Source organism: Aliidongia dinghuensis, assembly GCF_014643535.1.
Taxonomy (GTDB): domain Bacteria; phylum Pseudomonadota; class Alphaproteobacteria; order ATCC43930; family CGMCC-115725; genus Aliidongia; species Aliidongia dinghuensis.
In genome coordinates, this window is record NZ_BMJQ01000027.1 from 43983 (window position 1) to 67193 (window position 23211).

The 23211-nt window shown below is 67.1% G+C and carries 24 protein-coding genes, 1 tRNA gene and 1 pseudogene; 18 read left to right on the forward strand and 8 right to left on the reverse strand.

The features are described from left to right. Window positions 1-66 precede the first annotated feature (66 nt). Genes IEY58_RS31810 through IEY58_RS31820 form a run of 3 tightly spaced genes read left to right on the forward strand, consistent with a single transcriptional unit; the run spans window position 67 to window position 3093 of the window. Window positions 67-1071 carry a ligase-associated DNA damage response exonuclease gene (locus IEY58_RS31810; protein WP_456057536.1) on the forward strand — a complete coding sequence of 335 codons (1005 nt, stop codon included), beginning with the start codon at window positions 67-69 and terminating at the stop codon, window positions 1069-1071. 2 nt (window positions 1072-1073) lie between these two features. After that, a complete protein-coding gene (locus IEY58_RS31815; RefSeq protein ID WP_229744116.1) occupies window positions 1074-1514 on the forward strand; it encodes a nuclear transport factor 2 family protein in 441 nt (146 codons plus the stop codon). A 13-nt stretch (window positions 1515-1527) separates the two neighbouring features. After that, the gene (locus IEY58_RS31820) at window positions 1528-3093 is read left to right on the forward strand and encodes a cisplatin damage response ATP-dependent DNA ligase (RefSeq protein ID WP_189052217.1); all 1566 of its coding nucleotides are present in this window, start codon (window positions 1528-1530) and stop codon (window positions 3091-3093) included. A gap of 3 nt (window positions 3094-3096) precedes the next feature. Here the strand turns inward: IEY58_RS31820 and IEY58_RS31825 are convergent, their stop codons facing one another. Continuing rightward, window positions 3097-4047, reverse strand: coding sequence for a LysR family transcriptional regulator (locus tag IEY58_RS31825; protein WP_189052218.1), 951 nt, complete (start codon window positions 4045-4047; stop codon window positions 3097-3099). Window positions 4048-4162: 115 nt separating this feature from the next. On the opposite strand from IEY58_RS31825, the gene IEY58_RS31830 reads away from it, so the two are divergent. The 3 genes from IEY58_RS31830 to IEY58_RS31840 all read left to right on the forward strand — a co-directional run bounded on the left by IEY58_RS31830 (window position 4163) and on the right by IEY58_RS31840 (window position 7123). Further along, window positions 4163-5176, forward strand: a complete 1014-nt coding sequence (locus IEY58_RS31830) for an aldo/keto reductase (RefSeq protein ID WP_229744117.1) — start codon at window positions 4163-4165, stop codon at window positions 5174-5176. Between the two features lie 170 nt (window positions 5177-5346). Beyond that, window positions 5347-6405 carry a class I SAM-dependent methyltransferase gene (locus IEY58_RS31835; RefSeq protein ID WP_189052219.1) on the forward strand — a complete coding sequence of 353 codons (1059 nt, stop codon included), beginning with the start codon at window positions 5347-5349 and terminating at the stop codon, window positions 6403-6405. Between the two features lie 76 nt (window positions 6406-6481). Next, window positions 6482-7123, forward strand: a complete 642-nt coding sequence (locus IEY58_RS31840) for a LysE family translocator (RefSeq protein ID WP_456057537.1) — start codon at window positions 6482-6484, stop codon at window positions 7121-7123. Between the two features lie 6 nt (window positions 7124-7129). On the opposite strand, the gene IEY58_RS31845 is transcribed toward IEY58_RS31840, so the two are convergent. Then, window positions 7130-9070 carry a polysaccharide biosynthesis protein gene (locus tag IEY58_RS31845; protein WP_229744118.1) on the reverse strand — a complete coding sequence of 647 codons (1941 nt, stop codon included), beginning with the start codon at window positions 9068-9070 and terminating at the stop codon, window positions 7130-7132. A gap of 285 nt (window positions 9071-9355) precedes the next feature. Between IEY58_RS31845 and IEY58_RS31850 the strand changes: the two genes are divergently transcribed. Further along, complete coding sequence (locus IEY58_RS31850) at window positions 9356-10498, forward strand: glycosyltransferase family 4 protein (protein WP_189052220.1); 1143 nt, start codon at window positions 9356-9358, stop codon at window positions 10496-10498. 25 nt (window positions 10499-10523) lie between these two features. On the opposite strand, the gene IEY58_RS31855 is transcribed toward IEY58_RS31850, so the two are convergent. Genes IEY58_RS31855 through IEY58_RS31865 form a run of 3 tightly spaced genes read right to left on the reverse strand, consistent with a single transcriptional unit; the run spans window position 10524 to window position 12243 of the window. Next, window positions 10524-11591 carry an alpha/beta hydrolase gene (locus IEY58_RS31855; RefSeq protein ID WP_189052221.1) on the reverse strand — a complete coding sequence of 356 codons (1068 nt, stop codon included), beginning with the start codon at window positions 11589-11591 and terminating at the stop codon, window positions 10524-10526. Window positions 11592-11620: 29 nt separating this feature from the next. Further along, window positions 11621-11932 carry a hypothetical protein gene (locus IEY58_RS31860; protein ID WP_189052222.1) on the reverse strand — a complete coding sequence of 104 codons (312 nt, stop codon included), beginning with the start codon at window positions 11930-11932 and terminating at the stop codon, window positions 11621-11623. After that, complete coding sequence (locus IEY58_RS31865) at window positions 11929-12243, reverse strand: putative quinol monooxygenase (protein ID WP_189052223.1); 315 nt, start codon at window positions 12241-12243, stop codon at window positions 11929-11931. The genes IEY58_RS31860 and IEY58_RS31865 overlap by 4 nt, the downstream gene beginning before the upstream one ends. Before the next feature lie 344 nt (window positions 12244-12587). Between IEY58_RS31865 and IEY58_RS31870 the strand changes: the two genes are divergently transcribed. The 9 genes from IEY58_RS31870 to IEY58_RS31910 all read left to right on the forward strand — a co-directional run bounded on the left by IEY58_RS31870 (window position 12588) and on the right by IEY58_RS31910 (window position 20819). Continuing rightward, the gene (locus tag IEY58_RS31870) at window positions 12588-12878 is read left to right on the forward strand and encodes a hypothetical protein (protein WP_189052224.1); all 291 of its coding nucleotides are present in this window, start codon (window positions 12588-12590) and stop codon (window positions 12876-12878) included. 89 nt (window positions 12879-12967) lie between these two features. Continuing rightward, window positions 12968-13042 (forward strand) — tRNA-Thr (locus tag IEY58_RS31875). 252 nt (window positions 13043-13294) lie between these two features. Continuing rightward, window positions 13295-14284, forward strand: a complete 990-nt coding sequence (locus IEY58_RS31880) for a glycosyltransferase (protein ID WP_189052225.1) — start codon at window positions 13295-13297, stop codon at window positions 14282-14284. After that, window positions 14274-14708 carry a GtrA family protein gene (locus tag IEY58_RS31885; protein WP_189052226.1) on the forward strand — a complete coding sequence of 145 codons (435 nt, stop codon included), beginning with the start codon at window positions 14274-14276 and terminating at the stop codon, window positions 14706-14708. The genes IEY58_RS31880 and IEY58_RS31885 overlap by 11 nt, the downstream gene beginning before the upstream one ends. Continuing rightward, window positions 14705-16933, forward strand: coding sequence for a DUF6311 domain-containing protein (locus IEY58_RS31890; protein WP_189052227.1), 2229 nt, complete (start codon window positions 14705-14707; stop codon window positions 16931-16933). The genes IEY58_RS31885 and IEY58_RS31890 overlap by 4 nt, the downstream gene beginning before the upstream one ends. 385 nt (window positions 16934-17318) lie before the next feature. Beyond that, on the forward strand, window positions 17319-17519 hold the full coding sequence (locus IEY58_RS31895) for a hypothetical protein (protein ID WP_189052242.1): 201 nt from the start codon (window positions 17319-17321) through the stop codon (window positions 17517-17519). Window positions 17520-17536: 17 nt separating this feature from the next. Beyond that, complete coding sequence (locus IEY58_RS31900) at window positions 17537-18349, forward strand: phosphate/phosphite/phosphonate ABC transporter substrate-binding protein (protein ID WP_229744119.1); 813 nt, start codon at window positions 17537-17539, stop codon at window positions 18347-18349. A gap of 35 nt (window positions 18350-18384) precedes the next feature. After that, window positions 18385-19653: an MFS transporter gene (locus IEY58_RS31905; protein WP_229744120.1), complete on the forward strand. Its 1269-nt coding sequence runs from the start codon at window positions 18385-18387 to the stop codon at window positions 19651-19653. A 179-nt stretch (window positions 19654-19832) separates the two neighbouring features. Beyond that, window positions 19833-20819, forward strand: coding sequence for a GlxA family transcriptional regulator (locus IEY58_RS31910; RefSeq protein ID WP_189052229.1), 987 nt, complete (start codon window positions 19833-19835; stop codon window positions 20817-20819). 53 nt (window positions 20820-20872) lie between these two features. Here IEY58_RS31910 and IEY58_RS31915 read toward each other — a convergent pair whose 3' ends face one another. After that, a complete protein-coding gene (locus tag IEY58_RS31915; RefSeq protein ID WP_189052230.1) occupies window positions 20873-21289 on the reverse strand; it encodes a hypothetical protein in 417 nt (138 codons plus the stop codon). Here IEY58_RS31915 and IEY58_RS31920 point away from each other — a divergent pair. Next, complete coding sequence (locus IEY58_RS31920) at window positions 21270-21635, forward strand: phasin family protein (protein WP_189052231.1); 366 nt, start codon at window positions 21270-21272, stop codon at window positions 21633-21635. The genes IEY58_RS31915 and IEY58_RS31920 overlap by 20 nt on opposite strands. On the opposite strand, the gene IEY58_RS31925 is transcribed toward IEY58_RS31920, so the two are convergent. Beyond that, window positions 21632-21847 carry a helix-turn-helix domain-containing protein gene (locus IEY58_RS31925; RefSeq protein WP_456057538.1) on the reverse strand — a complete coding sequence of 72 codons (216 nt, stop codon included), beginning with the start codon at window positions 21845-21847 and terminating at the stop codon, window positions 21632-21634. The two genes, IEY58_RS31920 and IEY58_RS31925, sit on opposite strands and share 4 nt — an antisense overlap. A gap of 93 nt (window positions 21848-21940) precedes the next feature. On the opposite strand from IEY58_RS31925, the gene IEY58_RS31930 reads away from it, so the two are divergent. After that, on the forward strand, window positions 21941-22831 hold the full coding sequence (locus IEY58_RS31930) for an SDR family oxidoreductase (protein ID WP_189052232.1): 891 nt from the start codon (window positions 21941-21943) through the stop codon (window positions 22829-22831). A gap of 10 nt (window positions 22832-22841) precedes the next feature. On the opposite strand, the pseudogene IEY58_RS31935 reads toward IEY58_RS31930, so the two are convergent. Next, window positions 22842-23211 (reverse strand): annotated as a pseudogene (locus tag IEY58_RS31935) (urocanate hydratase); the annotation flags it as partial.

Consider the following 23211-nt stretch of genomic DNA (forward strand, 5'->3'; position numbering starts at 1 on the left):
GCCTTAGTTTGGCTCAAGGCCCTGGTTTTGCCAGCCCCATGGCGGCATCCTGCCGGCATGACAAGCGTGCCGCATCCCGAAACCTGGCTGAAGCCAGTCACCGGCGGGCTCTATTGCCTGCCCGGCGACTTCTTCATCGACCCGACGCGGGCGGCGGCGCGGGCGGTCATCACCCATGGCCATTCCGACCATGCACGCGGCGGCAACGGCGCCGTGCTGGCGACGGCCGAGACGCTCGCCATCATGCGCCATCGCCTGGGCGAGGCGGCCGGCACGAGCCTGCAGCCGGTGGCCTATGGCGAGACGGTCACGATCGGCGAGGTCCGGGTCCGGCTCGTGCCGGCCGGCCATGTGCTGGGCAGCGCCCAGGTCGTGCTCGATTGGCAGGGCAGCCGGGCCGTGGTCTCGGGCGACTACAAGCGCCGGCCGGACCCGACCTGTGCCCCGTTCGAGCCGGTGCCGTGCGATGTGTTCGTGACCGAGGCGACGTTCGGCCTGCCGGTGTTCCGCCATCCGCCGGATGGCGAGGAGATCGACAAGCTGCTGCACGCGCAAGCACTCTATCCGGAGCGCTGCTTGCTGGTCGGCGCCTATTCGCTGGGGAAGGCGCAGCGCCTTTTGGCCCTGATCCGGGCCAAGGGCCATGACGCGCCGATCTATCTCCATGGCGCGATTTCGGCGCTCTGCGACCTCTACCGGGAATTCGGCCAGGATTTTGGCGATATCCGGCCCTGGCAGGGCGCCGCGAAAGAGGATCTCAAGGGCCGCATCATCCTGGCGCCGCCCGGCAACACGGCCGATCTCTGGGCGCGCAAGCTGCCCGACCCGGTGGTCGCCATGGCATCCGGCTGGATGCGGGTCAAGCAGCGCGCCAAGCAATGGGGCGTCGAGCTGCCGCTGGTGATTTCAGACCATGCCGATTGGGACGAGCTCAATCGGACGTTCGACGATGTCGCGGCACCGGAAATCTGGGTGACCCATGGGGCCGAGGAGGCGCTGATCCGCCAGGCGACGCTCACGGGCCGCCGGGCGCGGGCCCTCAGGCTCGTCGGACTAGGGGAGGAAGAATGACCATGACCACGACCGCCGGGCCTGCGCCCGAGATCTCCCGCACGCTCGAAACCTGGCATCGCATCGTCGCGGCAAAGGACGCAACCGACCTGCCGTCGATCATCGCCGAGGATGTGGTGTTCCGCTCGCCGGCCTTCTTCAAGCCCTATCCGGGCCGAGAGGCAATCCTGCTGGTGCTTGGCACCGTGCTGACCGTGTTCGAGGATTTCGCCTATCACCGCGAGTTCCTGAGCCTGGACGGCCGCAGCGTCATCCTCGAATTCTCCGCGCGCATCGGCGACAAGCGGTTGAAAGGCGTCGACATCTTCCGCTTCGACGACACGGGCCTGATCGTCGAGATGGAGGTGATGGTCCGGCCCGGCAACGCGCTGATGGCGCTCGGCCAGACCATGGCGGAACGCGCCGGCCCGGGCTTGAAGGCGCTCTTGGCCGGGGCGTCGTAGCGGGCGGCGCGACGTGATCGCCTTCGCCCGCCTGCTCGACGCGCTGCTGTTCACGCCGGCGCGCAACGGCAAGCTCAGGCTGATGGAGGAATATTTCCGCACCACCGCCGATCCGGAGCGTGGCTGGGCGCTGGCGGCACTGACCGGCGCGCTGTCGTTCCCGGAGGCAAAGGCGGCCCAGATCCGCGCGCTGGTGCTGGAGCGGGTCGATGAGGAACTGTTCGGCTGGTCCTACGATTTCGTCGGCGACCTGGCCGAGACGGCGGCGCTCATCTGGCCCGAGCGGCCCGGCGCCAACCGCGTGCCCGACCTGACGGAGATCGTCGACGGGCTCATGACGGTCGGGCGCGGCCAGGTCGGGCGCCTCCTCGAAGGCTGGCTCGACGCGCTCGACGCCACCGGGCGCTGGGCGTTGCTCAAGCTCATGACTGGTGGCCTGCGCGTCGGCGTCTCGGCCCGGCTCGCCAAGACGGCGGTCGCCTCGCTCGGACCTGTCGACCCGGATCTGGTCGAGGAGGTCTGGCATGGGCTCGACGCGCCCTACGAGCCGCTCTTCGCCTGGCTCGAAGGCCGGGCGCCCAAGCCCGACCCGGGCGAGCGGCCGACCTTCCTGCCGCTCATGCTGGCGAACCCGCTCGACGAGGGCGAGCTCGACCAGATGCCGGCCGCCGAATATCTCGCCGAATGGAAATGGGACGGCATCCGCGTGCAGATCGCGGTGCGCGGCGGCGAGAAGCGGCTCTATTCGCGCACCGGCGACGAGGTCTCGGCCGCCTTTCCGGACCTGGTCGCAACCCTGCCCGACGGCATCGTGCTCGACGGCGAGCTGCTGGTCGGCTCGTTCGAAGCGATCGGCTCGTTCAACGACCTGCAGCAGCGCCTGAACCGCAAGAAGCCGGACCCGAAGCTGATCCAGCGCTACCCGGCCTTCGTCCGGCTCTATGACGCGCTCTGGATCGAGGGCGAGGACCTCCGGGGCCTGGCCCAGGCCGAGCGGCGGGCGCTGCTCGAGGCCTGGTTCCGCCGCCAGCCGCGGCCGCGGCTCGACTTGTCGCCGCTCATCCCGTTCGACCAATGGGGCGAGCTTGCGACGCTCAGGGACGAGGCGCGCGAGCGTGGCATCGAGGGGCTGATGCTGAAGCGGCGCGACACGCCCTATCTCGCCGGCCGGCCCAAGGGGCCGTGGTTCAAGTGGAAGCGCGGCGCGCTTACGCTCGACTGCGTGCTGATGTACGCCCAGCGCGGCCACGGCAAGCGCTCATCCTATTATTCCGACTATACGTTCGGTGCCTGGCGCGGCGACGAGCTGGTGCCGGTCGGCAAGGCCTATTCGGGCTTCACCGACGAGGAGCTGATCGAGCTCGACCGCTGGGTCCGCCATCACACGACCAACCGCTTCGGCCCGGTGCGCGAGGTCGAGCAGGCGCTGGTGCTGGAGATCGCGTTCGACGCGGTCCAAGCCTCGACCCGCCACAAATCCGGCCTCGCCATGCGCTTCCCGCGCGTCCATCGCATCCGCTGGGACAAGCCCGCCGCCGAGGCCGACCGGGTCGAGACGCTGCAGGCCCTGGTGGAGTGATGCTCAGTCGGCGGCGGCGAGGGGAGGTGCCTCGGACTCCTCGAGGATCTCGACGGACGCGCGCAGCAGCTCCGTGAAGTGCCGGGTCACGGCGCTCAGCGGCTGGCGCTGCTCGTCATGGGCGAAGACGGCGGCCAGTTCCCAGCAGATCTCCGGCTCGGCGAGCTCGGCATAGCCCACGATGGCGGGTGTCCGCGTGGCGATCCGGTTCGCGATCACCGCCTGGGGCACGAGCGCGATGCCGAGCCCGTGGGCCACGAGATCCAGCTGGGTCGCGGGATCGTTCACCTCGAAGCCGATGCGGCGGCTGAGCCGTGCCTCGGCGAAGCTGCGGTCGATCAGCTGACGCGTGCCCCAATCCGGCTGCAGGTCGACGAAGGTCTCGCGGGTGAGCTCGGCGAGCGTCACTTCCGTGCGGCCGGCGAGCGGATGGTCGGGTGCCGAGGCCGCGACCAGCGGCTCGCAGGCAAGCATCCAGGCCGTGGTATTCGGCGGGATGGTGCCGACGAACTGGGTGAAGGCAAGGTCGAGCGCGCCCGTGCGCACCCCCTCGATGAGCGAGAGCGAGCCGCCCGAGACAAGGCGGATCTCGATGCCCGGATAGGCGGCACGGAAGCGGCCCAGCACTTGGGCGATGTCGATGAGCGGCGACAGGCCCTGGATCGTGCCGATCGACAGCGTGCCGCGCTCGAGCCCGCGCATCTGGTCGACGAGCCGCCGCGCGTCCGCCGCTGCCGCCAGCACGCGGCGCGCCTCGATCAGGAAGGCGCGGCCGGTCGTGGTCAGGGAGACGCGGCGCGTCGTCCGGATGAAGAGGGCGGCGCCCAGCTCCTCTTCGAGCGTCCGGATCGAGGCGGACAGGCCCGACTGCACGATATGGAGCTTGTGCGCCGCGCGCGTGAAGTTCTGCTCGGCGGCGACGGTCACGAAATGCTCGAGCTGCTTCAGGTCCATCGGCGGTCCAATTAATCAGAATTAGTGCTGAGTCTGAGAAGAATAATGCGTTGGACCATCATAATAGCCCTGTGCGACCGTCCCGTCGATTGGTTCACCACACCAGGAACACAGCATGCCTCGCGATAATTCTCTGCCCGTCCGGCGGCTCGGCCGGACCGACATGCATATTACCCGGGTCGGGTTCGGCTCCTGGGCCGTCGGCGGCGACTGGGCGGTCGGCTGGGGCAACCAGGACGACCGGGATTCGGTTGCCGCGATCCGGCGCGCCGTCGAGCGCGGCGTCAACTGGATCGACACCGCGGCGATCTATGGCGTCGGCCATTCCGAGGAGGTCGTGGCCGAAGCGCTCGCCGGCATCCCGAAGAGCGAGCGGCCCTATGTCTTCACGAAATGCGGCCTGATCCCGCATCCGACGGATCGCAACGCGCTGCCGAGCCGGATCGGCGCGCCGGCGAGCCTCCGCCGCGAGCTCGAGGCGTCGCTCAGCCGGCTGCGCGTCGACCATATCGACCTCTACCAGATGCATTGGCCGACCGAAGACGGCACGCCGCTCGAGGTCTATTGGCAGGTGCTGCTCGACCTGAAGCGCGAGGGCAAGGTGGCAGCCGTCGGCCTGTCCAACCACTCGGCCCAGCAGCTGGCTGCCGCCGAGGCTCTTGGCCATGTCGACACGCTGCAGCCGCCGTTCTCGGCGATCCGGCGCGATGTGGCCGTGGCCGAACTGCCGTGGTGCGCCCAGCACGAGACGGGCGTGATCGTCTACAGCCCGATGCAGGCCGGCTTGCTCAGCGGCGGCTTCACGGCCGAGCGGGCGGCGGCATTGCCGGCAAACGACTGGCGCTCGCGCAACGACAATTTCAAGCCGCCGGCGCTCGCCCGCAATCTCGCCGTCGCCGAGATCATGAAGGGCATCGCGGATCGCCGGCATACCAGCGTCGCCGCCGTCGCGGTCGCCTGGACGCTTGCCTGGCCCGGCGTCACCGGCGCCATCGTCGGCGCCCGCCGGCCAGCCCAGGTCGACGGCTGGATCGACGCCGCGAGCCTGTCGCTCACCAAGGCGGAACTCGCGGAAATCGCCGGGGTCATCGACCGCACAGGCGCCGGGTCCGGTCCGGCGGAGCCCTGATCGGGCTTGACGGTGTTACGGCGATCGGGCCGATCGTCGCCTCACCTGAACGGTATCCGGATCCCGTCGAGTTGATCTGACAAACCCACCGAAAAAGCGCTTAATCATCGGAGCTCGGTCCCATCAAGTTCGAGCCGAGGCGGCCGAGCGCGGCTTACGGGAGGGCGATCATGACGGCGGATCCGGACAGGCTTCAGGCGTTCGTGGGCAAGATGGCTGGCGATCTGGGCGCGGCGGCGTCCGCGGCTCTCGTCGTGCTGGGCGACCATCTCGGACTCTACAAGGCGCTGAAGCGCCTTGGGCGGGCGAATTCGGCCATGCTCGCGGCCGAAACCGGCATGAACGAGCGCAATCTCAGGGAATGGCTCGCGGCGCAGGCGGCGTCCGGCTACGTCGATTGCGATCCGAAAACGGGCCAGTTCTGGCTCAACGACGAGCAGTCGATGGTGTTCGCGGACGAGGACGGGCCAGCTTTCATGGCCGGCGGCTTCGACATCATCTCGGCCATGTTCCAGGACGAGCAACGGGTCGAGGAAGCGTTCCGGACCGGCAAGGGCATGGGATGGCACGAGCATGCTTCGTGCCTGTTCCGCGGCACCGAGCGGTTCTTCCGTCCCGGCTACAACGCCAATCTGGTGGATGCCTGGATCCCGGCGCTCGACGGGGTCAAGGCCAAGCTCGAGGCCGGCACCACGGTTGCCGACGTCGGCTGCGGCCACGGCGCCTCGACCATCGTCATGGCGAAGGCCTTCCCGAACTCGCGCTTCACCGGTTTCGACTACCACGGCGCCTCGATCGAGCGGGCGCGCGAGGCGGCGCGCGAGCAGGGCCTGGGCGACCGTGTCCGGTTCGAGACCGCGTCGGCCAAGGATTTCCCGGGCGCGGGCTATGGGCTCGTCACCATCTTCGACGCACTGCACGACATGGGCGATCCGGTCGGCGCCGCGCGCCACATCCGGGAGAGCCTCGCGCCGGACGGCACCTTCATGCTGGTCGAGCCTTTTGCCAATGACGATCTCGCCGGCAATCTCAACCCGGTCGGGCGGATCTACTATGCGGCCTCGACCATGATCTGCACGCCGGCGTCGATGAGCCAGGAGGTGGCGCTGGCCCTGGGTGCGCAGGCGGGCGAGGCGCGCCTCAAACAAGTGGCGGACGAGGCCGGCTACGGGCAGTTCCGGCGCGCGGCCGAGACGCCGTTCAACATCGTGCTGGAGCTTCGGCCGTAGGCCGGGTCCCGCGGCCGTCGGTGCCGAACCGGTTGCGTTCGGCACCGCGCCGTGGATTGATCAGGCTTTGCTTACCATGATGGGTGCCGCAATGCCGCTCGACCATTGGCTCGCCTTCACCGCTGCCGCCGCGGTCGTGCTGGCTCTCCCGGGACCGACCGTGTTGCTGGTCGTGTCCTATGCCCTCGGGCATGGCCGGCGCTCGGCCTTCGCGACGGTTGCCGGCGTGACGCTCGGCGATTTCACGGCGATGACCGCCTCAATGCTGGGCCTGGGCGTTCTGCTCACGACCTCGGCTGCCTTGTTTACCGGCCTGCGCTGGGTCGGGGCGGCCTATCTCATCTATCTCGGCATCAAGCTGTGGCGCGCGCCGGTCGGCGCGATGACAACGGAGGAGACGGCCGAGACCAACGGCTGGCGCATGTTTCTGCACGCCTATGCGGTGACGGCGCTCAATCCCAAGAGCATCGTGTTCTTCGTGGCCTTCCTGCCGCAATTCTTCCTGGCGAGCGCGCCGATCGTGCCGCAGATGGTGATTTTCGAAGCGACCTTCCTGGTGCTCGCGGCCGTGAACACGATCGGCTACGCGCTGCTCGCCTCGGCCGCCCGCCGCGCGGTCAAGCGGCCCGAAGTGCAGCGCCGGGTCAATCGCGTCGGCGGCTCCATGCTGATCGGCGCGGGCCTGTTCGCGGCGGCGTGGAAGAAGGCGGCGGCCTGAACGATATCAGCGGGCGGCGTCGGCCGCCGGTAAGGCCATCTGTCCGGCCTCGCGCTGCAGCTCCGGCACGAGATGGCTCAAGAGCGTCAGCACGCGTGCCGTGTCCCGGCCGCGGGCGGCCTCGTCCATCTCGTCGAGCGCGCGGCTCAAGACCGCATAGTCGGCGGTACGCGGGGCGGCCAGGAGGATGCCGTCGGCCTCGGTCTTCACCGGCGGCTCGGCCTCGTGGAACAGCTCCTCGTAGAGCTTCTCGCCCGGACGGAGCCCGATGTACTCGATCTTGATGTCGCGGTCGGGCACGAGGCCCGCGAGCCGGATCATCTGGCGCGCGAGGTCGGCGATCTTGACCGATTCGCCCATCTCGAGCACGAAGATGCCGCCGCGCTCCAGCCCCTTGGGCGGATGGTCGGACATGGCGACGGCGGACGCCTGCAGCACGAGCTCGACCGCCTCGCGCACGGTCATGAAGAAGCGCGTCACGTCCTTGTGGGTGACGGTCAGCGGTCCGCCGGCCTGCAGCTGACGCCGGAACAGCGGCACGACCGAGCCGGTCGAGCCCAGCACGTTGCCGAAGCGGACGGTGACGAAGCGGGTCGCGTTCTTCTGGCCGCCGGCACGGCCGGCGAGATCGAGCGCCTGGCAGATGCATTCGGCCAGGCGCTTGGACGCCCCCATGACGTTGGTCGGATGCACCGCCTTGTCGGTCGAGATCATGACCATGGCCGCGACACCGGCCGTCCGGCACGCCTCGGCCAGGTTGCGCGTGCCGATGACGTTGGTCAGCACGCCCTCGGTCGGGTTTGCCTCGACCATCGGCACGTGCTTGTAGGCGGCGGCGTGGAATACGAGCTCCGGCCGCGCCTCGGCCATGATCTCGTCGAGCCGGTGGCGGTCACGCACGTCGCCGAGGCTGGTCGTCCGCGGCAGGGTCGCGAAATTCTCAGCCAGGTCCAGGTCGATCAGGTAGAGCTGGTATTCGGCACTGTCGACGAGCGTCAGGTGCGAGGGCGCGAGCGCCGCGATCTGGCGGACGAGCTCCGAGCCAATCGTGCCGCCGGCGCCGGTCACCAGCACGCGGCGGCCGCGGATGAGGTGCGCCATGGCCTCGCGGTCGAGCACGCGCTGCGCCCGGCCCAACAGATCCTCGATCGCGATCGGCCGGATCTCCAGCCCGTCGCCGACGCCGGACTTGAGCTCGCTCACGCGCGGCATGCGTGCGATGTCGATGCCGAGGGCGGAGGCCTGGTCGACCACGCGGCTGATGAGCGCGCCGTCGATCATGTCGTTGGTCAGGATGATGCGCTGCGGCCGACGGTCGGTCTCGGTCAGCTTCTCGACCGCGCCCGTCAGCTGGTCGATCGTGCCCACGACCGGCACGCGGTGAATCGTCCGGCCGACGCGGCCTTCGTTGACGGCGATGATGCCGATCGGATCGTAGTTCGAGCGCCGGTCGCGGCGCATCTCGTTGACGAACAGCTCGGCCCCATCGCCGGCGCCGACCAGCAGCACCGGGATGCGGCGATGGGCGTCGCGCTCGAACACCCGGTCGAGCCGGCCGTCCTTGAACAGGCGATAGAGAATGCGCGGGCCGGACAGGAGGCCGATCAGCACGAACCAGTTGATGACGAGCGTCGAGCGCGGCTGCCCCTCGAGGCGGGTCGAGAGGAACAGGACCAGCGTATAGGCGAGCACCGCCACGGTGACGGCGCGGCCGATCGCGAACAGGTCGTTGAGCGAGGCATAGCGCCAGATGCCGCGATAGAGCCCGGTCAGGCGCAGGAAGACGAGCACGATGACCGTGAACAGCGCCATGTCCTGCAGCAGCATCGTCCGGTCGAGCGCCGCCATGTCCGCGCCGAGGCGCAGATAAAGCGACAGCAGCAGCGACAGCGCCGTCATGAGGGCGTCGTGCACCAGCGCCAGGAATGTCCGATTGATCCGCTTCACCCGATATGCCCAAACCGCCGGAATTCTCGATCCGGCGCGACCATAGCAAAAGCGGAGGGTCCGTACACCCGGCAGAAGGCAGCATCGCGCCCCGGGCACAACTAGGCGCGCAACTGGGGGCGGCTTGATCTCGCCGGAGGGGAATGGTACTCCCGCCCGCTGCCCTTCCTGCCGTCATGCCCGCGAAGGCGGGGATCCAGGGCGAGCGACGGCTGTCAGCCTTTGCGGCCGCTCTGGATCCCCGCCTCCGCGGGGATGACGGCCCTTACGGCACAACAACGGATCATGATGCCGGCACGCCAGAAGACGCTCATCTACGTGGTCACCGAGGATTGGTATTTCTGGCTGCATCGCCTGGCCATCGGCCAGGCGGCGCTTGCGGCGGGATATCGCGTCTTCGTCTGCGCGCGCGTGCAGGCCCACCGCGAGATCCTGGAGCAGCTCGGCTTCACCGTGGTGGCGCTGCCCTGGCGGCGCGGCGGCGGGCCGCTCCTGAACGAGATCAAGACGCTCTGGATGCTGTGGCGGTTGTTCCGGCGCGAGCGGCCGGACATCGTCCATTCCATCGCCCTGAAGGCGATCATCTACGGCGGGCTCATGGCGCGCCTGGCCGGGGTCAGGGCCAGGGTCTCGACCGTGGCGGGCCTGGGTTACGTCTTCACCTCGCAGCGCCTGAAGGCGCGAGTGCTGCGCCGCCCGGTGCTGCTGGCGCTGGCGCTCGGCATGCGCGGGCCGGACGCGCTGGTGACACTCGAGAACCCGGATGACGGCGACCGGCTCGCCGCCGGCGGCGCCATGCGGCAGAGCCAGGTGGCGCTCGTCTGCAGCTGCGGCGTCGATACCGACCGTTTCGCCCCCAAGCCCGAGCCCGATGGCGTGCCGATCGTCGCCATGGCCTGCCGCCTCGTGCGCGACAAGGGGCCGGCCGTCGCCGTCGCGGCCATGCGCCGCTTGAAGGCCGAGGGCGTGCCGATCCGCTTCCTGCTCGCCGGCGGTACCGACAAGGGCAGCGCCGATTCCCATACCAAGGAAGAGGTCGAGAGCTGGGTTGCCGAGGGGCTGGTCGAATGGGTCGGCCATATCTCCGACGTCGTCTCGTTCTGGCAGGGCTGCCACATGGCGGTCTATCCGTCGCGCTACGGCGAGGGCGTGCCGAAGACGTTGCTCGAGGCAGCATCATGCGGCCGGCCGGTGGTCACGACCGATATGCCCGGCTGCCGCGAGGCGCTGGTCGACGGCGAGACCGGGTTCCTGGTGCCGGTCGACGACGACGCGGCGGTCGCGGCGCGCTTGAAACAGCTGGCGCTCGACCCGGAGCTCCGCCGGCGCATGGGGCAAGCCGCGCGCGCCAAGGCGCTCGCCGAATTCGCCGACGCCCGCGTCCAGGCCGGCATGCTCGACACCTACCGGCGCGTCTTGGCGCTTTAGCCCTGGCGCTTTAGCTGACGGGATATCAGCCGGCGGGACAGCCGGGCGCGTCGAACAGGGCGGCGAGCCCGCAGGTAGAGCCCAGCATCCGGCCGCCGTCATGGGCGACGCCCGGCACATCGTGCAGGCTCTGGGCAAAGCCTGTCGGGTGGCGCGCCTGGAGATAGGCGAAATAGGCATGGCCGCGAGCGAAGCGATAGGGCCCCTCGGCCTCGGCGGCACAGCTCTTGTCGAGCGCCGGATGGTTCGGGTCGATGTCGGCCGTGCCCAGCAGATAGACGACATCGCGCGCCGCATAGCGCCGCTCCAGTGCGTCGGGCGTGCTGGCCGCGACATAGGGCGGCGGCGCCTCGAAGCCGTATTTCCACTGGTTGAAGTCGGGGCAGGTGGCGGCCGGAAACGGCCCCGTGCCGCCGGCGGCGAGCGGCCGGTCGGCGCTGAAATAGACGTAGGACGACGGGTTCGCGACGACGTAGCGCACGTGCACGCCGTGCTGGGTGAGCGCCGCCTCGCCGTTGCCGGCGACGGCGTAGCGCTGCGCCACCTGGGCCCCGGCGGAATGGCCGGCGACGACGACGGTCTGCAAGGCAGGAAACAGATCGGGATCGGCAAGCCGCGCCAGGATGGCGTCGATCGCCTCGAACGAGCTCACCGGCGCTGGCCTGTGCGCCGGCTCGCCGCCGGTCCAGCTTGACCGGCCCCAGCGCAGCGTCTCGGCCGGCAGGTCGTGCGGCGCGATGTCGAGGTCGGCCAGGAACTGCGGCACGATCAGCAGGGTGCCGCGGCCGGCGTCGCCCGCTTCGCTGAGCGCCGTCTCGGCCGAGCGGAGGTAGGTGTCGGCGTCACGCAGGAGGCCGTGGATGACGATGATCGCGCGCGTCACGGCAGGCTCGGGCCGCGTCCAGTCGCCCGTGACATAGAGCGGCAGGACGCCGGCGCCGCCGGCCCCGGTCACCGCCAGGCGCTGGTCCGCCACCACCTTGACCGGCAGCTTGTGCGGGTCGGTCTCGTCCGCGGCTGAGGCGTCGGACGCGGCGACGATGCCGGCGAGCAGGGCGAGTGCGCCCCGGCGAAGCGCGGCGGTCAGGGGCATGGTCCGAGCGACATGATCCTTGGCGCCGATCAGTTCGGCGTCGTGCCCGGTGCCGTTCCCGCTCCGGTGTTGGGGGCGGGTGTCGATGCCGGCGGCTCGGCGGGCGCGATGCCGGCACGCGGCGGCAGCCCGTGGGCCTTGAAGCATTGGTCGACCAGCGCATCGCGCTTGCGCAGCGCTGCCTCGTTATGGTCCGGCACCTGCTTGGTCGCGTCGGCGATGCACTGGTCGGACTGCTTCCAGCGGCGCATCACCGGGTCGACCGGCTCCGCCGCCCGCGCCGGTAAGGCGGCGTAGAAGACGGTCGCCGCGGTGAGCAAGATCAGCGAACCACGGATCACGCTTCGCCCTCGACCTCGGCCTCGATCAGCCGCCGGCTCGCGAGCAGCGGGGCGAGTGCTGCGCCGACTTGGGGCATGCGCGGGGAATTGCGGTGCGCGACCACGGCCGCGCGGTCGGCATAGAGTTCGTTCACCAGCAGCTGGTTCGGCACGCGCTGGCCGGTCTCGTCGACCCGGTGCAGCACCTCGAAGCGCAGGCAGCCCGGCTCCTCGGCGAGCGTGCGGCGGGCATGTTCGCGGATGATCGCCTCGAACGCGGCCTGCTGGCCCGGCAGCGTCTCGAATTCGACGATGATGGCGATTTGCGGCATGACATCTCCGGCAGCACGAGGGAAGGATCGGTTCAAGTAGCGGTTCGGCCGGAGCCTAGCCGAGCCGTCCCAGCGGGGCAATGTGCTGGGGGGCAATGTGCTGAGGGGCAATGTGCGGGAGCAATGCGACAGGAGTGAGGCAAGGCTACGACATGGAGCAATAGGTGGCGCGTCCTTTCGGCGCGTCGAGGGGGAACGCTATTTGCTACGGTTTTGCCACCGGGGCGGGTATTCTTCCGGAACACGTCGGCGCCAGGGGCAGGACCCGCCCGAGGAACGACCTCCAGGGGCGGCGAGGGCGATGGCGTGCAGCGGAACATTCGTGGCAGGATGAGCGCGCTTCTATGAAACGTCCATCACCCGCACCGCCGCCTTGGGCGACCGGCCCTTGGGAGCGCTGGTTCGCCTGGTATCCCGTAGCCCTCGGCTGGCGCCGCCGCCGGGGCGTCGCCTGGGGCCGAATGGTCTGGCGCCGCTGGGTGTGCAACCCGTTCGACACGACGCGCCCGACCGAAACGCAATTCACGCTCGACCCCGCCGGGGAAACCCCGTCCGATCCGACCGGCCGGACCGAGCTCGTGGATGGCAGCCTGCTCGAGGAACGGCGGCATCAGGTTGAGAGCTACGCGCCGTAGGCCATGCAGCCGCGGCACCGCGCCCGAGCACTGGTGGCGCTTGGCCTTCCCGCCGGTGCCGTGCTAGGTACTGGCCCGAGGCTGGCGAGGCCGGATTAGCACAGCGGTAGTGCAGCGGTTTTGTAAACCGAAGGTCGCGGGTTCAAATCCTGCATCCGGCACCAGTTTTGCCCCTCGATGCTCTTTTCGATATTGCGCCGGGCGACGCGCGACAGGAAGTCATCAAGGGTATGCCGGCGGGTACGTCACAGCGAGGTACCTGTCGCATCCGGATTTTCGGTTTCATCCGCATTGTCACCGGGATCGGTCGGCACCTCGGTTGTCGTCCGAGCTCACACAGGGCCGTTGACGCTGCGAAGTTGCGCTTGTACTCAATCTGCGCTTGCTACGGTCTGTGAATGCAATGGGGTTGCGAATTGCGTAAGTTGGAAATAGTAACCCCTGTGTTCAATGACTGGGAATCGTTCTCGGCGTTGTTGAAGAACATCGATATCGCCTGCCAGGACCTGGATTGCGCCGTGTCAGTGCTGGCGATCGATGACGGCTCTACCGACCCGGCGCCGGAAATGGGCCGGCCGGACGATGCGTATGCGACACTCCAGGCTGTAGAGATCGTCCACCTGTCCGTCAACGTTGGGCATCAGCGCGCTATTGCGATCGGCCTCGCTGTGGCGGCTCAGGACGGGGACGCGGACGCCGTTCTGATTATGGATGCGGATGGCGAGGACCGCCCAGAGGACATCGCGCGCCTTGTAGCGGCGGCCCAGGGACAGCAGGACTTCGTGATAGTTGCTGAGCGGCGTCGCCGCAATGAGCGCGTCACGTTCAAGATTTTCTACCATCTCTATAAGATGTTCTTCAAACTTTTGACGGGCAAACTGATAAGCTTTGGAAATTTCAGCCTGATATCGAAATCCTATGTCGGGAGGTTGGTGCTGGTGCCGGACCTTTGGAATCACCTGCCGGCGGCAGTCATGCGTTCCCGCCTCCCAATTCGGCGAATCCCGATCGACCGCGGCCGGCGATACGCCGGCTCGTCCAAGATGAATTACGTATCGCTCATGGTGCATGGCCTTAGCGGGATCTCGGTCTACAGCGACATGATTTTCGTGCGCATGCTGATCGCCACGCTGGGTCTGCTGGCGATTGGCGTGCCTGTCATCCTGGCCGTCATGATCATACGTCTCTTTACGGATCTGGCGACGCCGGGCTGGGCCACGACCGTGTCTTTCGGAGTGCTCATGATCCTCGCGCAGGCGATCGTTTCGACAATCACTGCGGCATTGCTGCTCCTGAACAATAGAAGCCAGAAATCTGTCATCCCCGCAGTTGACTATAAGGATTTCCTTCTCTCTCGCAGATTTCTGTTTCAGCAGCAGGAACAGGTCCGCGCGCGTGTCCGATAAGACGTCACTTCTCTGGCAGGCGGTTGCGCTTGGCCGGCGGCTGTTTCGATTCGGTGCCGTTGGCGTCGTCGCGACCGCTTCCTATTACCTGATGATGCGGCTTTTCATGAATCTGATGGCGATCCCTCTCGCCCAAGCACATGTAGCGGCGACGATCCTTTCCCTACTGGTCTCCTACATCGGCCACCACAGCGTCACGTTCGAGGCCGAGGGGCAGCATCCTTATTACTTCAGGCGCTTCTGCATCACCTCGGCCATCCTGTTCTGCCTGTCGTCAGCCTTCTTGTGGGTGGCGACGACGGGCTTGATGATCAGCCGTGAGACGGCTGCCGGAATGGTCGCGCTTGGTTATCCGGTAGCCAGTTTCGCGCTGCACTGGATGTGGTCGTTTCGAGCGCCCTCGGCCGTCGGTGACGCACGATGACCGTCACCCCTAGCAGAGCCGCCGCCGCGAAAGATCGGATCGTTCTGTTGCCCAGGGCGAGCGAGGCCGGCATCTCGGAGGTGCGCTGGCAAGCCCTTCTATTTGCTGTTCTGGGGGCGGTCGCCGGATACGTGAACGTCTGGCTGTTGGTGGGGTGGCACCATATTAATCCCAGCGACCTTTCCTGGCTTGTCGGCGATCCTGCGCAATACCAGGCGGCATGGGAGTTTCTTCGCCACCAGAAAGGATGGGGCTTTCCGCTAACCTGGGTTGATGGCCTGGGCTATCCGCTCGGCGTCTCGGCGTCCTATCTAGACGTCATCCCCCTGGTGGCGGTTCCGTTGCGCTTACTGTCCGGCTGGTTGCCGACGGATTTTCAATACCTCGGCCTCTATGCTGTCGCCTGCCATTCGCTCCAAGCCTATTTCGGCTTCCGTCTCGTTGCCCGGTTTGTGCCGAGAGACATCCTGACGTGTGTCATCGGCGGAATATTCTTCCTGGTTTCCCCAGCCCTGACGTGGCGCCTCTTTGGCCATTACGCCCTGTCAACCCAATGGGTCATCATCGCCGGTCTCTATTACTATTTCGCGCCGCTGACATCCGAGGGCTTTGGCAGATACGTCCGGCCCTTCTTGGTCCTGAGTGCGATTGCCAGCGCGATCAATCCTTACATCAGCTTGTTTGCGGCCATGATCGGCGGTGCGGCGATCTACCGGGCCTATCTCGAAGGGCAGGCTCGCCTTGTGGCCGCGGGTGCCGTGGTCGCGGCGATTTCACTCGTGACGCTGGCAACGCTTGCTGTGTTCGGCTTCCTCATCGGCGGAGACGGGACGCAATTCGCCGGCAACGGCTATACCCTTTATTCGCTGAATTTGCTGTCGCCGATCGATCCGGCCGCATATCCCTCGATTCTTCTGAAGACACAGCCGAGCATTTGGGGGCAGTACGAGGGGTATAACTATCTTGGCTTGGGCGTCGTCGGTCTGTTGCTGATTGGCCTCGCGCGCCGGCCAGGGCTCGCGCTGCAGCTCTGGTCGCCGGCGCTGCGGCCGCTGTTTCTGATTTCGGCTCTGTGCACGTTGCTGGCCCTCTCGGTCAAGATCACGGCGGGAACCATAGTTGTCTGGACGATTCCGGTTCCCGACAAGGTCTTCCACGCACTCGCCAGCTTCCGGGCTTCGGGTCGGCTGTTTTGGCCTGCTCACTACGCGATCATCCTTGCTGCGATTGGCGTCACGACCGTGGCGGTCCGGAGCCGCTGGGCGCTGCGGCTCTGCCTTGGGCTCGCGTTGATCATCCAAGTCGTCGACCTCATGCCACTGCGGCACAGTGTTCACGCGGCCGCGAAGGTGACCTATAGCAACCCGTTGACGGCGCCGGATTGGGGCGAGCTGTCGAAGAACCACCGCCATATTGTCGTCCTGCCGGCCTGGCAGTGTGGTCTTGCGGGAACTCCGGGAGGTTCTGGGGGGTGGTACTGGTTCGCACGGCTTGCCGCAAGAAGTGGCCTCACAGAAAATAGCTTCTATCCCGCTCGGATCTCTCCTGCAGCTGAAGACCTTTATTGCTCGAAGATGCCGGACGATCTCCTGCACCAGGGGTTCAAGAGGGACACGGCATACGTACTGGACGACGACTTGGCTGTTCGCGTCGCAACACGCCCAGGCAACGAGCACTATTGCCGGAGGGTGGACGGCTTTAACCTCTGCACCCACGATCCGCAACGGGCGGGGGAGTCGTACCGGATCGTGGATGAGACCCTGCGGCCGTACCAGCTTGGCACCGAGATCACGGCGCGAGATGAAAAACGGCCGACCGCTGCATTGGTAGACGGGCTGGAAGAGGGCACGCAGCCGGCACACTGGACGCTGGGCCATAAGCTGAGCGTGGATTTGAGGCCGGTGCTTCCCCCCTCGGGAGATCTGCGGATCGAGGCCGATTTCGGCTGGCCGCCGGTGGTGACGGCTCAGCATCCGCAACAGCGGGCGATCGTCCGGGTCAATGAGCAAGTTGTCGGTGAATGGACGTTCGTATCCGGTGAGTCGGAGGCAAGCCGCTCCGCGATCATCCCGCGAGATCTGCTCGAAGATGGCAAGGTTGTGTCTGTGACTTTTGACCTCCCTGACGCGGTGACCCCGCAGTCGCTGGGAATCAACACCGATGGCCGAACACTTGCCCTTTCGGTCAAGTCACTGCGCATCGTCCCGGTGGCGGGTGGGCAATGAGCAAGTCTTTGGGCTGAACCAGATGGACAACCGGCGCGTTGAGCGCCGCGCCGGCACCGTGCGCCGCCGCAATGCGCGCTTCGACCGCCGCGGAAACCTCGATCCTGGCGCCGCCGCGCGCGATGGCGACGATGTCGGCGATGGTCGGCGGGGGGCTCGCCAAAGGCGGCGGGCGCTGTTCGGCTTGTCATGGTCGTATCATGCCTCGGGCGGACCTCTCATAGATGCTCATTTGAATCGATCTCTGTCATTTTGTATAGACATATAAGACCAGCAAGCTACAGTGCTGCGGTTGGAGCCGGCGGGAAACGGGTGTCGCCCGGATTGTCGCCAAGGTTCGGGGGCCGTGTGCCGGTTCCCGGCTCGCCGTTCAGGGAGGACCGAGTTGCAGCCCATCTATCTCGCCTATCTGAACCGGCTCGATATCGAAGAGCTCAAGATCACCGACGACGAAATCCTCGCTGCGATCGAATCGAGCCTGGCGAGCCAGGGGCGCGGCCTGTCGCTGTCCGACATCGCGCTCGGCCACGCCATGCTGGCCAAGGCCGAGCGTCTTGGCATCGGCCAGCGACTGCGCTTCGCTTAATGCGCGGAATGGCCGGCATGACGCTCGTTGCCAATGCGCGGATGTATGCGGCGACGCCGGCCGCGGCGGCTGCCTGGAAACTGTTCTTCCGCTGGCTTGCGGACAAGAGCGGCGTCGATCTCGCGGTCATCGACTACGCGTTTCCGGCGCCGCTCGCCGCTCTCTGGTCGCGCCCTGATCTGGGTGCCGCATTCATGTGCGGCTTCCCGTTCGTCCGCTCGCAGTATCGGCCGAAGCCGCTCGCGGCACCGATCCCGGCGGGCGCGCGGTACGCCGGCCGGCCGGTCTATATGACCGATCTCGTGGTGCGGGCGGATGCGCCCTATCGCACGCTCGAGGATACGTTCGGCGGCCGGCTCGGCTACACGGTCGAGGACTCGCACTCCGGCTATAACGCCCTGCGCCACCATCTGCTGCCGTATCGCTCGAGCCTGCGCCCGGCGCTCTACGGTAAACGCATCGGCCCACTCTACACGCCGCGGCGCGTGCTCGAGGCGATCATCGACGGCACCATCGATCTCGGCCCGCTCGACGGCTATGCGCTCGACTTGACGAAACGTCACGAGCCGGCGGTGGCCCAGCGCGTGCGGACGCTGGCCACGACCGACCCGGCGCCGATCCCGTTCCTCATCGCAAGCGCGGATTGTCCCGACGAGATCGTCCACCGGCTGCGCTCGGCGCTCCTGTCTTTCGGCGACGATCCGCGCTGCGCCGAACTCCGCGACGCGCTCTGCCTTGCGGGCTTCGCGCCTGTGGTCGAGGCCGATTACGCGCTGATCGCGGCGTGGGACCAAGAGGCGCAGGCGGCGGGCTATAGCTGCCCGGCCTGACCCGAGGGAGCCAGCCCGACACGAAGGAGACGGTGATGACCATGGACGAGACCCGCCGCGGCTGGACCATTGTTTTCCTGATCTTCTTCTTCATGTTGATCAACTACGCGGACAAGGCGGTCATCGGCCTGTCGGCAGTGCCGATCATGCGTGAGCTCGGTCTCAGCAATACCGAGTTCGGCACGCTCGGCAGCGCCTTCTTCCTACTGTTCAGCCTGTCCGGCGTCCTCGTCGGCTTCCTCGCGAACCGGATCGCGAGCAAGCCGCTGCTGCTGATCCTGGCGCTCGTCTGGGGTGCCGCCCAGGCGCCGATGGCGGGCACGGTCGGCTTCACGACGCTGCTGATCGCCCGGATCGTGCTTGGGACCGGGGAGGGGCCGGCCTTTCCGCTGGCGCTCCATGCCGTCTACAAATGGTTCGACGACACGCGGCGGACCGTGCCGACGAGCATCGTCGCCTGCGGGGCCGCCTTCGGCGCCGGCATCATCGCCCCGGGCGTTACGGCTATTATCGTGCTTTTCGGCTGGCACGCCGCGTTCGCGACGCTGTCGGTGGCGAGCCTGCTCTGGGCGGTCGCCTGGGGCCTGTTCGGGGCCGAAGGCCGGCTCGATGCCCGCAGCGGCAGGGCCGGCGGTGCGGCGTTTCGACGGCCCTATGCCCGCTTACTGCTGAGCCGCACCGCGCTGGGCGTGTTCATCGGCGGCTTCGTCGCGTACTGGGCGATCACGCTCAACGTGGTCTGGCTCGCCGCCTATTTGACGAAGGGCGCCGGCTTCACGCCGCTCGAGGCCGGCTGGATCATCGTGCTGCCGTCCTTGGCCCAGATCGTCATGGCGCCGACGCTCGGCGCCTGGTCCGAATGGCTGGTGCGCCGCGGTGTCTCGAGCCGCGTCGCCCGCGGCGTGCTGGGCGGCTGCTGCCTCGTGACGGCGGGCGTCGCGATGGTGCTGTTCCCGCTCGTTTCCGTAGCGCCGATCAAGCTCCTGCTCGTCGTCCTGGCCTTCGCGACCGGCAGCGTGTTCTTCACCCTGGGCTCGACCCTGATCGGCGAAATCTCGCCCCCGTCCCAGCGCGGCGCGTTGCTCGGCATCACCAACTCGATCCATGCCCTGGCCGGCGTCGTGGCACCGGTGCTGATGGGCGCCATCGTCGATGTGGCCGCAGATCCGGTTTCAGGCTTCCGCACCGGCTTTCTCGCCGCCGGCGCGTTCGTCGCCGCGGGCGGGATCGCGGCGATGGCGCTCGCCCATCCGGAAGCCGACCACGCGGCCTGGGCCGAGCGGATCGACGCAACGGCCGATTAGGCGTAGCGGCCGAAGAATTGACGGCACCGGTGGTGCACCGACGACATGCTCCCCATATGACCTCTTTGGAGATCATTGGTAAAAGCGGCGGTTTGGGCTTCGCGCAGTACGGAAAAGCGGACCGGTAGTCTAACGGGACTACGTTGCGATGTTCGGTCCTTACAAGCGGAGGAACCGAAATGACGTCGAGGCGGATAGGCTTCTTGCTGCTTCCAGGCTTCTCGATGGTGACCCTGGGCGCTGCAGCTGATTTGCTGAATGTGGCAGGGGGGCTGGCCGGGCCATCGCTCTATACCTGTCACACCGTCGGCATCGACAATACTCCCGTCCGGGCCAGTACCGGCATGATTGTCGTGCCGGAGCTTGCGATTGAGCGGGCGTCGGATTTCTTCTGCATTCTCGTCGTGTCGAACATCGAGTTCGCAGAATTCTATGATGAACGGGCCGCTACTTGGCTCCGCACGCAGGCCCGAAGCGGCAGCCGGATCGGCTCGCTCGGATCCGGGGCCGTCTTCACGGCGAAAACCGGATTACTGGACGGCTATCGCTGTACGACGCATTGGCGGCTCTTCGCCGAATTCTCGCGACGGTTCCCGGCGGTGATGCTGACGCGCGGGCTCTTCGCCATTGATCGGGATCGTGTGAGCTGCGCCGGCGGCACGGCGGTCCTCGATCTGATCCTCGCCCTCATCGCGCAGGATCACGGCTACGAACTGGCGGCCGAGGCGGCGGAGCTGATGCTCCATACGCGCATCCGGCCCTCGACCGAAAGCCAGCGCATGGCGGTGCAATGGCGGTTCAACCTGACCGACAAAAGGCTCGTGCGCGCGATCATGCTGATGGAGGACATGCTCGAGAAGCCGGCTTCGCTGCCGGAACTCGCAAACGCCGCCGGCATGTCGAACCGGCAGTTCCAGCGGCGCTTCGGCGCCGAGCTCGGCCAATCGCCCGCGCGCTTCTATCTGCAGCTTCGCCTGAAGCACGCGCAGATGCTGCTCCAACAGTCGACCGGATCGATCCTCGACGTGGCGCTGGAGTGCGGATTCGCCGATCCGTCGCACTTTACGCGGCAGTACCGTCTGCAGTTCGGTGAGACGCCAGGACAGGTCCGCCGGAGATCCGGGCCTCGTCACGCTGTGGCCTCGCCTTTCGCGCCTGCAGCGTAATTGGCGTCCTGAGACCAAGAAAAGGCGCAATCCGGCAGGACGCCGAATCATGGTTAATAATAGGTTTGTGTCACGCCGAAACAACGCCTCAAGCCATTGAACGAGCGAGGCAACTTCGGCCAATCGGGCCACGAGCGCCCGAAGATGCACGACATCGACAAGATCGACAAGGGGAGGTTTCCAGATTGAATCCTTTCAGTCATGCGGGGACGGAGCCGACGCTCGCGGAGATGTTCGCCGATCCGATGATGCAACTCATGATGCGTCGAGACCGGATCACCGAAGGTGATGTCTGCGCCGCGGTCGAAATTGCCCGGCGCGCTTCTGCCGCCGAGCGCGGCGATTGTCGAGGGCGAGACATCCAAACCGGCCGTCGAGAAATCGCCTTCGCGCAATAAGGGTGCACGCTCCTCGACAACCTCTGCAACTGCCAATCCAACGGGGTATTTGATGACGAATCCGACCTTCAAGGGCTTTGACGATATCGCTGCCTTCGGACAGGCGAATTTCGACGCGCTGATCCAGTCCAGTGCCCTTTGCGCTAAGGCCGTCGAAGAATTCTCCAGGGAAATTGCGGGCGTCGTCCGCAGCTCGATCGACGCCGGCGCCGATGCCACTCGGGCGGCGCTTGCGGCAAAGACGGTCAAGGACGTGGTGGACGTGCAGACGGGTTTCACCAAGACGTCGCTCGATGCGATCGTCGCCAACTGGGCGCGGTTCGGCACGTTGGGCGTGAAGCTCGCGACCGACGCAGCGTCTCCGCTCACGGCCCGTGCTGACGCTATGGCGGCGTTCGTCGCACCGTTTGGACGCTAGATCTTTCGGCCGGTTCTTTCCAGGAACAGGCGGTACGGCCCCTCGGGTTTGCCCCGAGGGGCCGTACCGCCGCGGCCTTGTTCGAGCCACGTGTACCAGGTCGGGCTGATGTTCGCGCGCTGCGCCACTTCCTCGCGACGCGGGCCGGGGGTACGGCGACGGTCCTTCTGATAGGTCCCGAGCAGGTTCTCGGTCGTGACGTGGTCGCCCATCCTGTTAACCATTATAATACGATAAAATCACTACTTTACCAGGATAGGCCGCGAGCGAACATTTGTCTCCAACGAAACCTGGAGACTTTGCTCATGCGTGTGTTCGTCACTGGTGCCACCGGCTGGGTCGGCTCGGCCGTCGTGCAGGAACTGATCGCCGCCGGCCATCAGGTGCTCGGTCTCACCCGCTCGGACAAGGGGGCGGAAGCCCTGGTTGCGGCGGGCGCCGAGATCCATCGCGGCTCGCTTGAAGACCTGGACAGTCTCCGGAGCGGTGCTGCTGAGGCGGATGGGGTGATCCATACCGCCTTCAACCACGACTTCTCGAAATTCGTGCAGAACTGCGAGGATGACAGGCGCGCCATCGAGGCGATCGGTGCCGTGCTCGAAGGCTCCGACCGCCCGCTGCTCGTCACGTCCGGCGTTGCCCTGCTGGCGCGGGGCCGCAACGCGACGGAGGCGGACATGCCGCCGTCCGACTCACCCGTTTATCCGCGCCGGTCCGAGGCGGCGGCCGTCGCTTTGGCGGCGCGCGGGGTGCGTGCGTCGGCGGTACGCCTTCCGCCGTCGGTGCATGGCCATGGCGATCATGGCTTCGTGCCGATCCTGATCGGCATCGCTCGACAGAAAGGCGTCTCCGTCTATGTGGGCGCAGGGCACAACCGCTGGCCTGCGGTGCATCGGCTCGACGCAGCCCGCGTCTACCGGCTCGCCCTCGAGCGCGGCGCCGAAGGGGGCCCCTTCCATGCGGTCGCCGAAGAGGGCGTGCCGTTCAAGGAGATCGCCGAGGTGATCGGCCGCCGCCTGAACCTTCCGGTCGTCTCGAAGTCGCCGGAAGACGCGGCGGAGCATTTCGGCTGGTTCGCGATGTTCGCGGGCATGGACGCCCCGGCCTCGAGCGAGCGGACCCGGTCCCTGCTCGGCTGGCAACCGAAACGGCCGGAGCTGATCGCCGACATCGATCACCCGGCCTATTTCGTCTAGGGCCGCCTCCTCAGCCGAGGCTCGGCAGGTTCAGCCCGTACTCCCTGGCGCAGGCGATCGCGATGTCGTAGCCGGCGTCGGCATGGCGCATGACGCCGGTCGCCGGGTCGTTCCACAGCACGCGGCCGATGCGCGCCGCTGCGGCTTCGGTGCCGTCGCACACAATGACCATGCCGGAATGCTGCGAGAAGCCCATGCCGACGCCGCCGCCGTGATGCAGCGAGACCCAGGTGGCGCCGGAGGCACAGTTGAGGAGCGCGTTCAGCAGCGGCCAGTCGGAGACCGCATCGGACCCGTCGCGCATCGCCTCGGTCTCGCGGTTGGGCGAGGCGACCGAGCCGGAATCGAGGTGGTCGCGGCCGATGACGATGGGCGCCTTG

Excerpts from the sequence above, each read along its gene's own strand:
- IEY58_RS31925 (WP_456057538.1), bottom strand. The coding sequence starts at position 21,847 with ATGGGCGACCACGTCACGACCGAGAACCTGCTCGGGACCTATCAGAAG.
- IEY58_RS31890 (WP_189052227.1), top strand. The coding sequence starts at position 14,705 with ATGACCGTCACCCCTAGCAGAGCCGCCGCCGCGAAAGATCGGATCGTT.
- IEY58_RS31900 (WP_229744119.1), top strand. The coding sequence starts at position 17,537 with ATGACGCTCGTTGCCAATGCGCGGATGTATGCGGCGACGCCGGCCGCG.
- IEY58_RS31870 (WP_189052224.1), top strand. The coding sequence starts at position 12,588 with ATGAAACGTCCATCACCCGCACCGCCGCCTTGGGCGACCGGCCCTTGG.
- IEY58_RS31835 (WP_189052219.1), top strand. The coding sequence starts at position 5,347 with ATGACGGCGGATCCGGACAGGCTTCAGGCGTTCGTGGGCAAGATGGCT.
- IEY58_RS31905 (WP_229744120.1), top strand. The coding sequence starts at position 18,385 with ATGACCATGGACGAGACCCGCCGCGGCTGGACCATTGTTTTCCTGATC.
- IEY58_RS31910 (WP_189052229.1), top strand. The coding sequence starts at position 19,833 with ATGACGTCGAGGCGGATAGGCTTCTTGCTGCTTCCAGGCTTCTCGATG.
- IEY58_RS31850 (WP_189052220.1), top strand. The coding sequence starts at position 9,356 with ATGATGCCGGCACGCCAGAAGACGCTCATCTACGTGGTCACCGAGGAT.
- IEY58_RS31825 (WP_189052218.1), bottom strand. The coding sequence starts at position 4,047 with ATGGACCTGAAGCAGCTCGAGCATTTCGTGACCGTCGCCGCCGAGCAG.
- IEY58_RS31830 (WP_229744117.1), top strand. The coding sequence starts at position 4,163 with ATGCCTCGCGATAATTCTCTGCCCGTCCGGCGGCTCGGCCGGACCGAC.
- IEY58_RS31930 (WP_189052232.1), top strand. The coding sequence starts at position 21,941 with ATGCGTGTGTTCGTCACTGGTGCCACCGGCTGGGTCGGCTCGGCCGTC.
- IEY58_RS31840 (WP_456057537.1), top strand. The coding sequence starts at position 6,482 with ATGATGGGTGCCGCAATGCCGCTCGACCATTGGCTCGCCTTCACCGCT.
- IEY58_RS31865 (WP_189052223.1), bottom strand. The coding sequence starts at position 12,243 with ATGCCGCAAATCGCCATCATCGTCGAATTCGAGACGCTGCCGGGCCAG.
- IEY58_RS31815 (WP_229744116.1), top strand. The coding sequence starts at position 1,074 with ATGACCACGACCGCCGGGCCTGCGCCCGAGATCTCCCGCACGCTCGAA.
- IEY58_RS31920 (WP_189052231.1), top strand. The coding sequence starts at position 21,270 with ATGACGAATCCGACCTTCAAGGGCTTTGACGATATCGCTGCCTTCGGA.
- IEY58_RS31855 (WP_189052221.1), bottom strand. The coding sequence starts at position 11,591 with ATGCCCCTGACCGCCGCGCTTCGCCGGGGCGCACTCGCCCTGCTCGCC.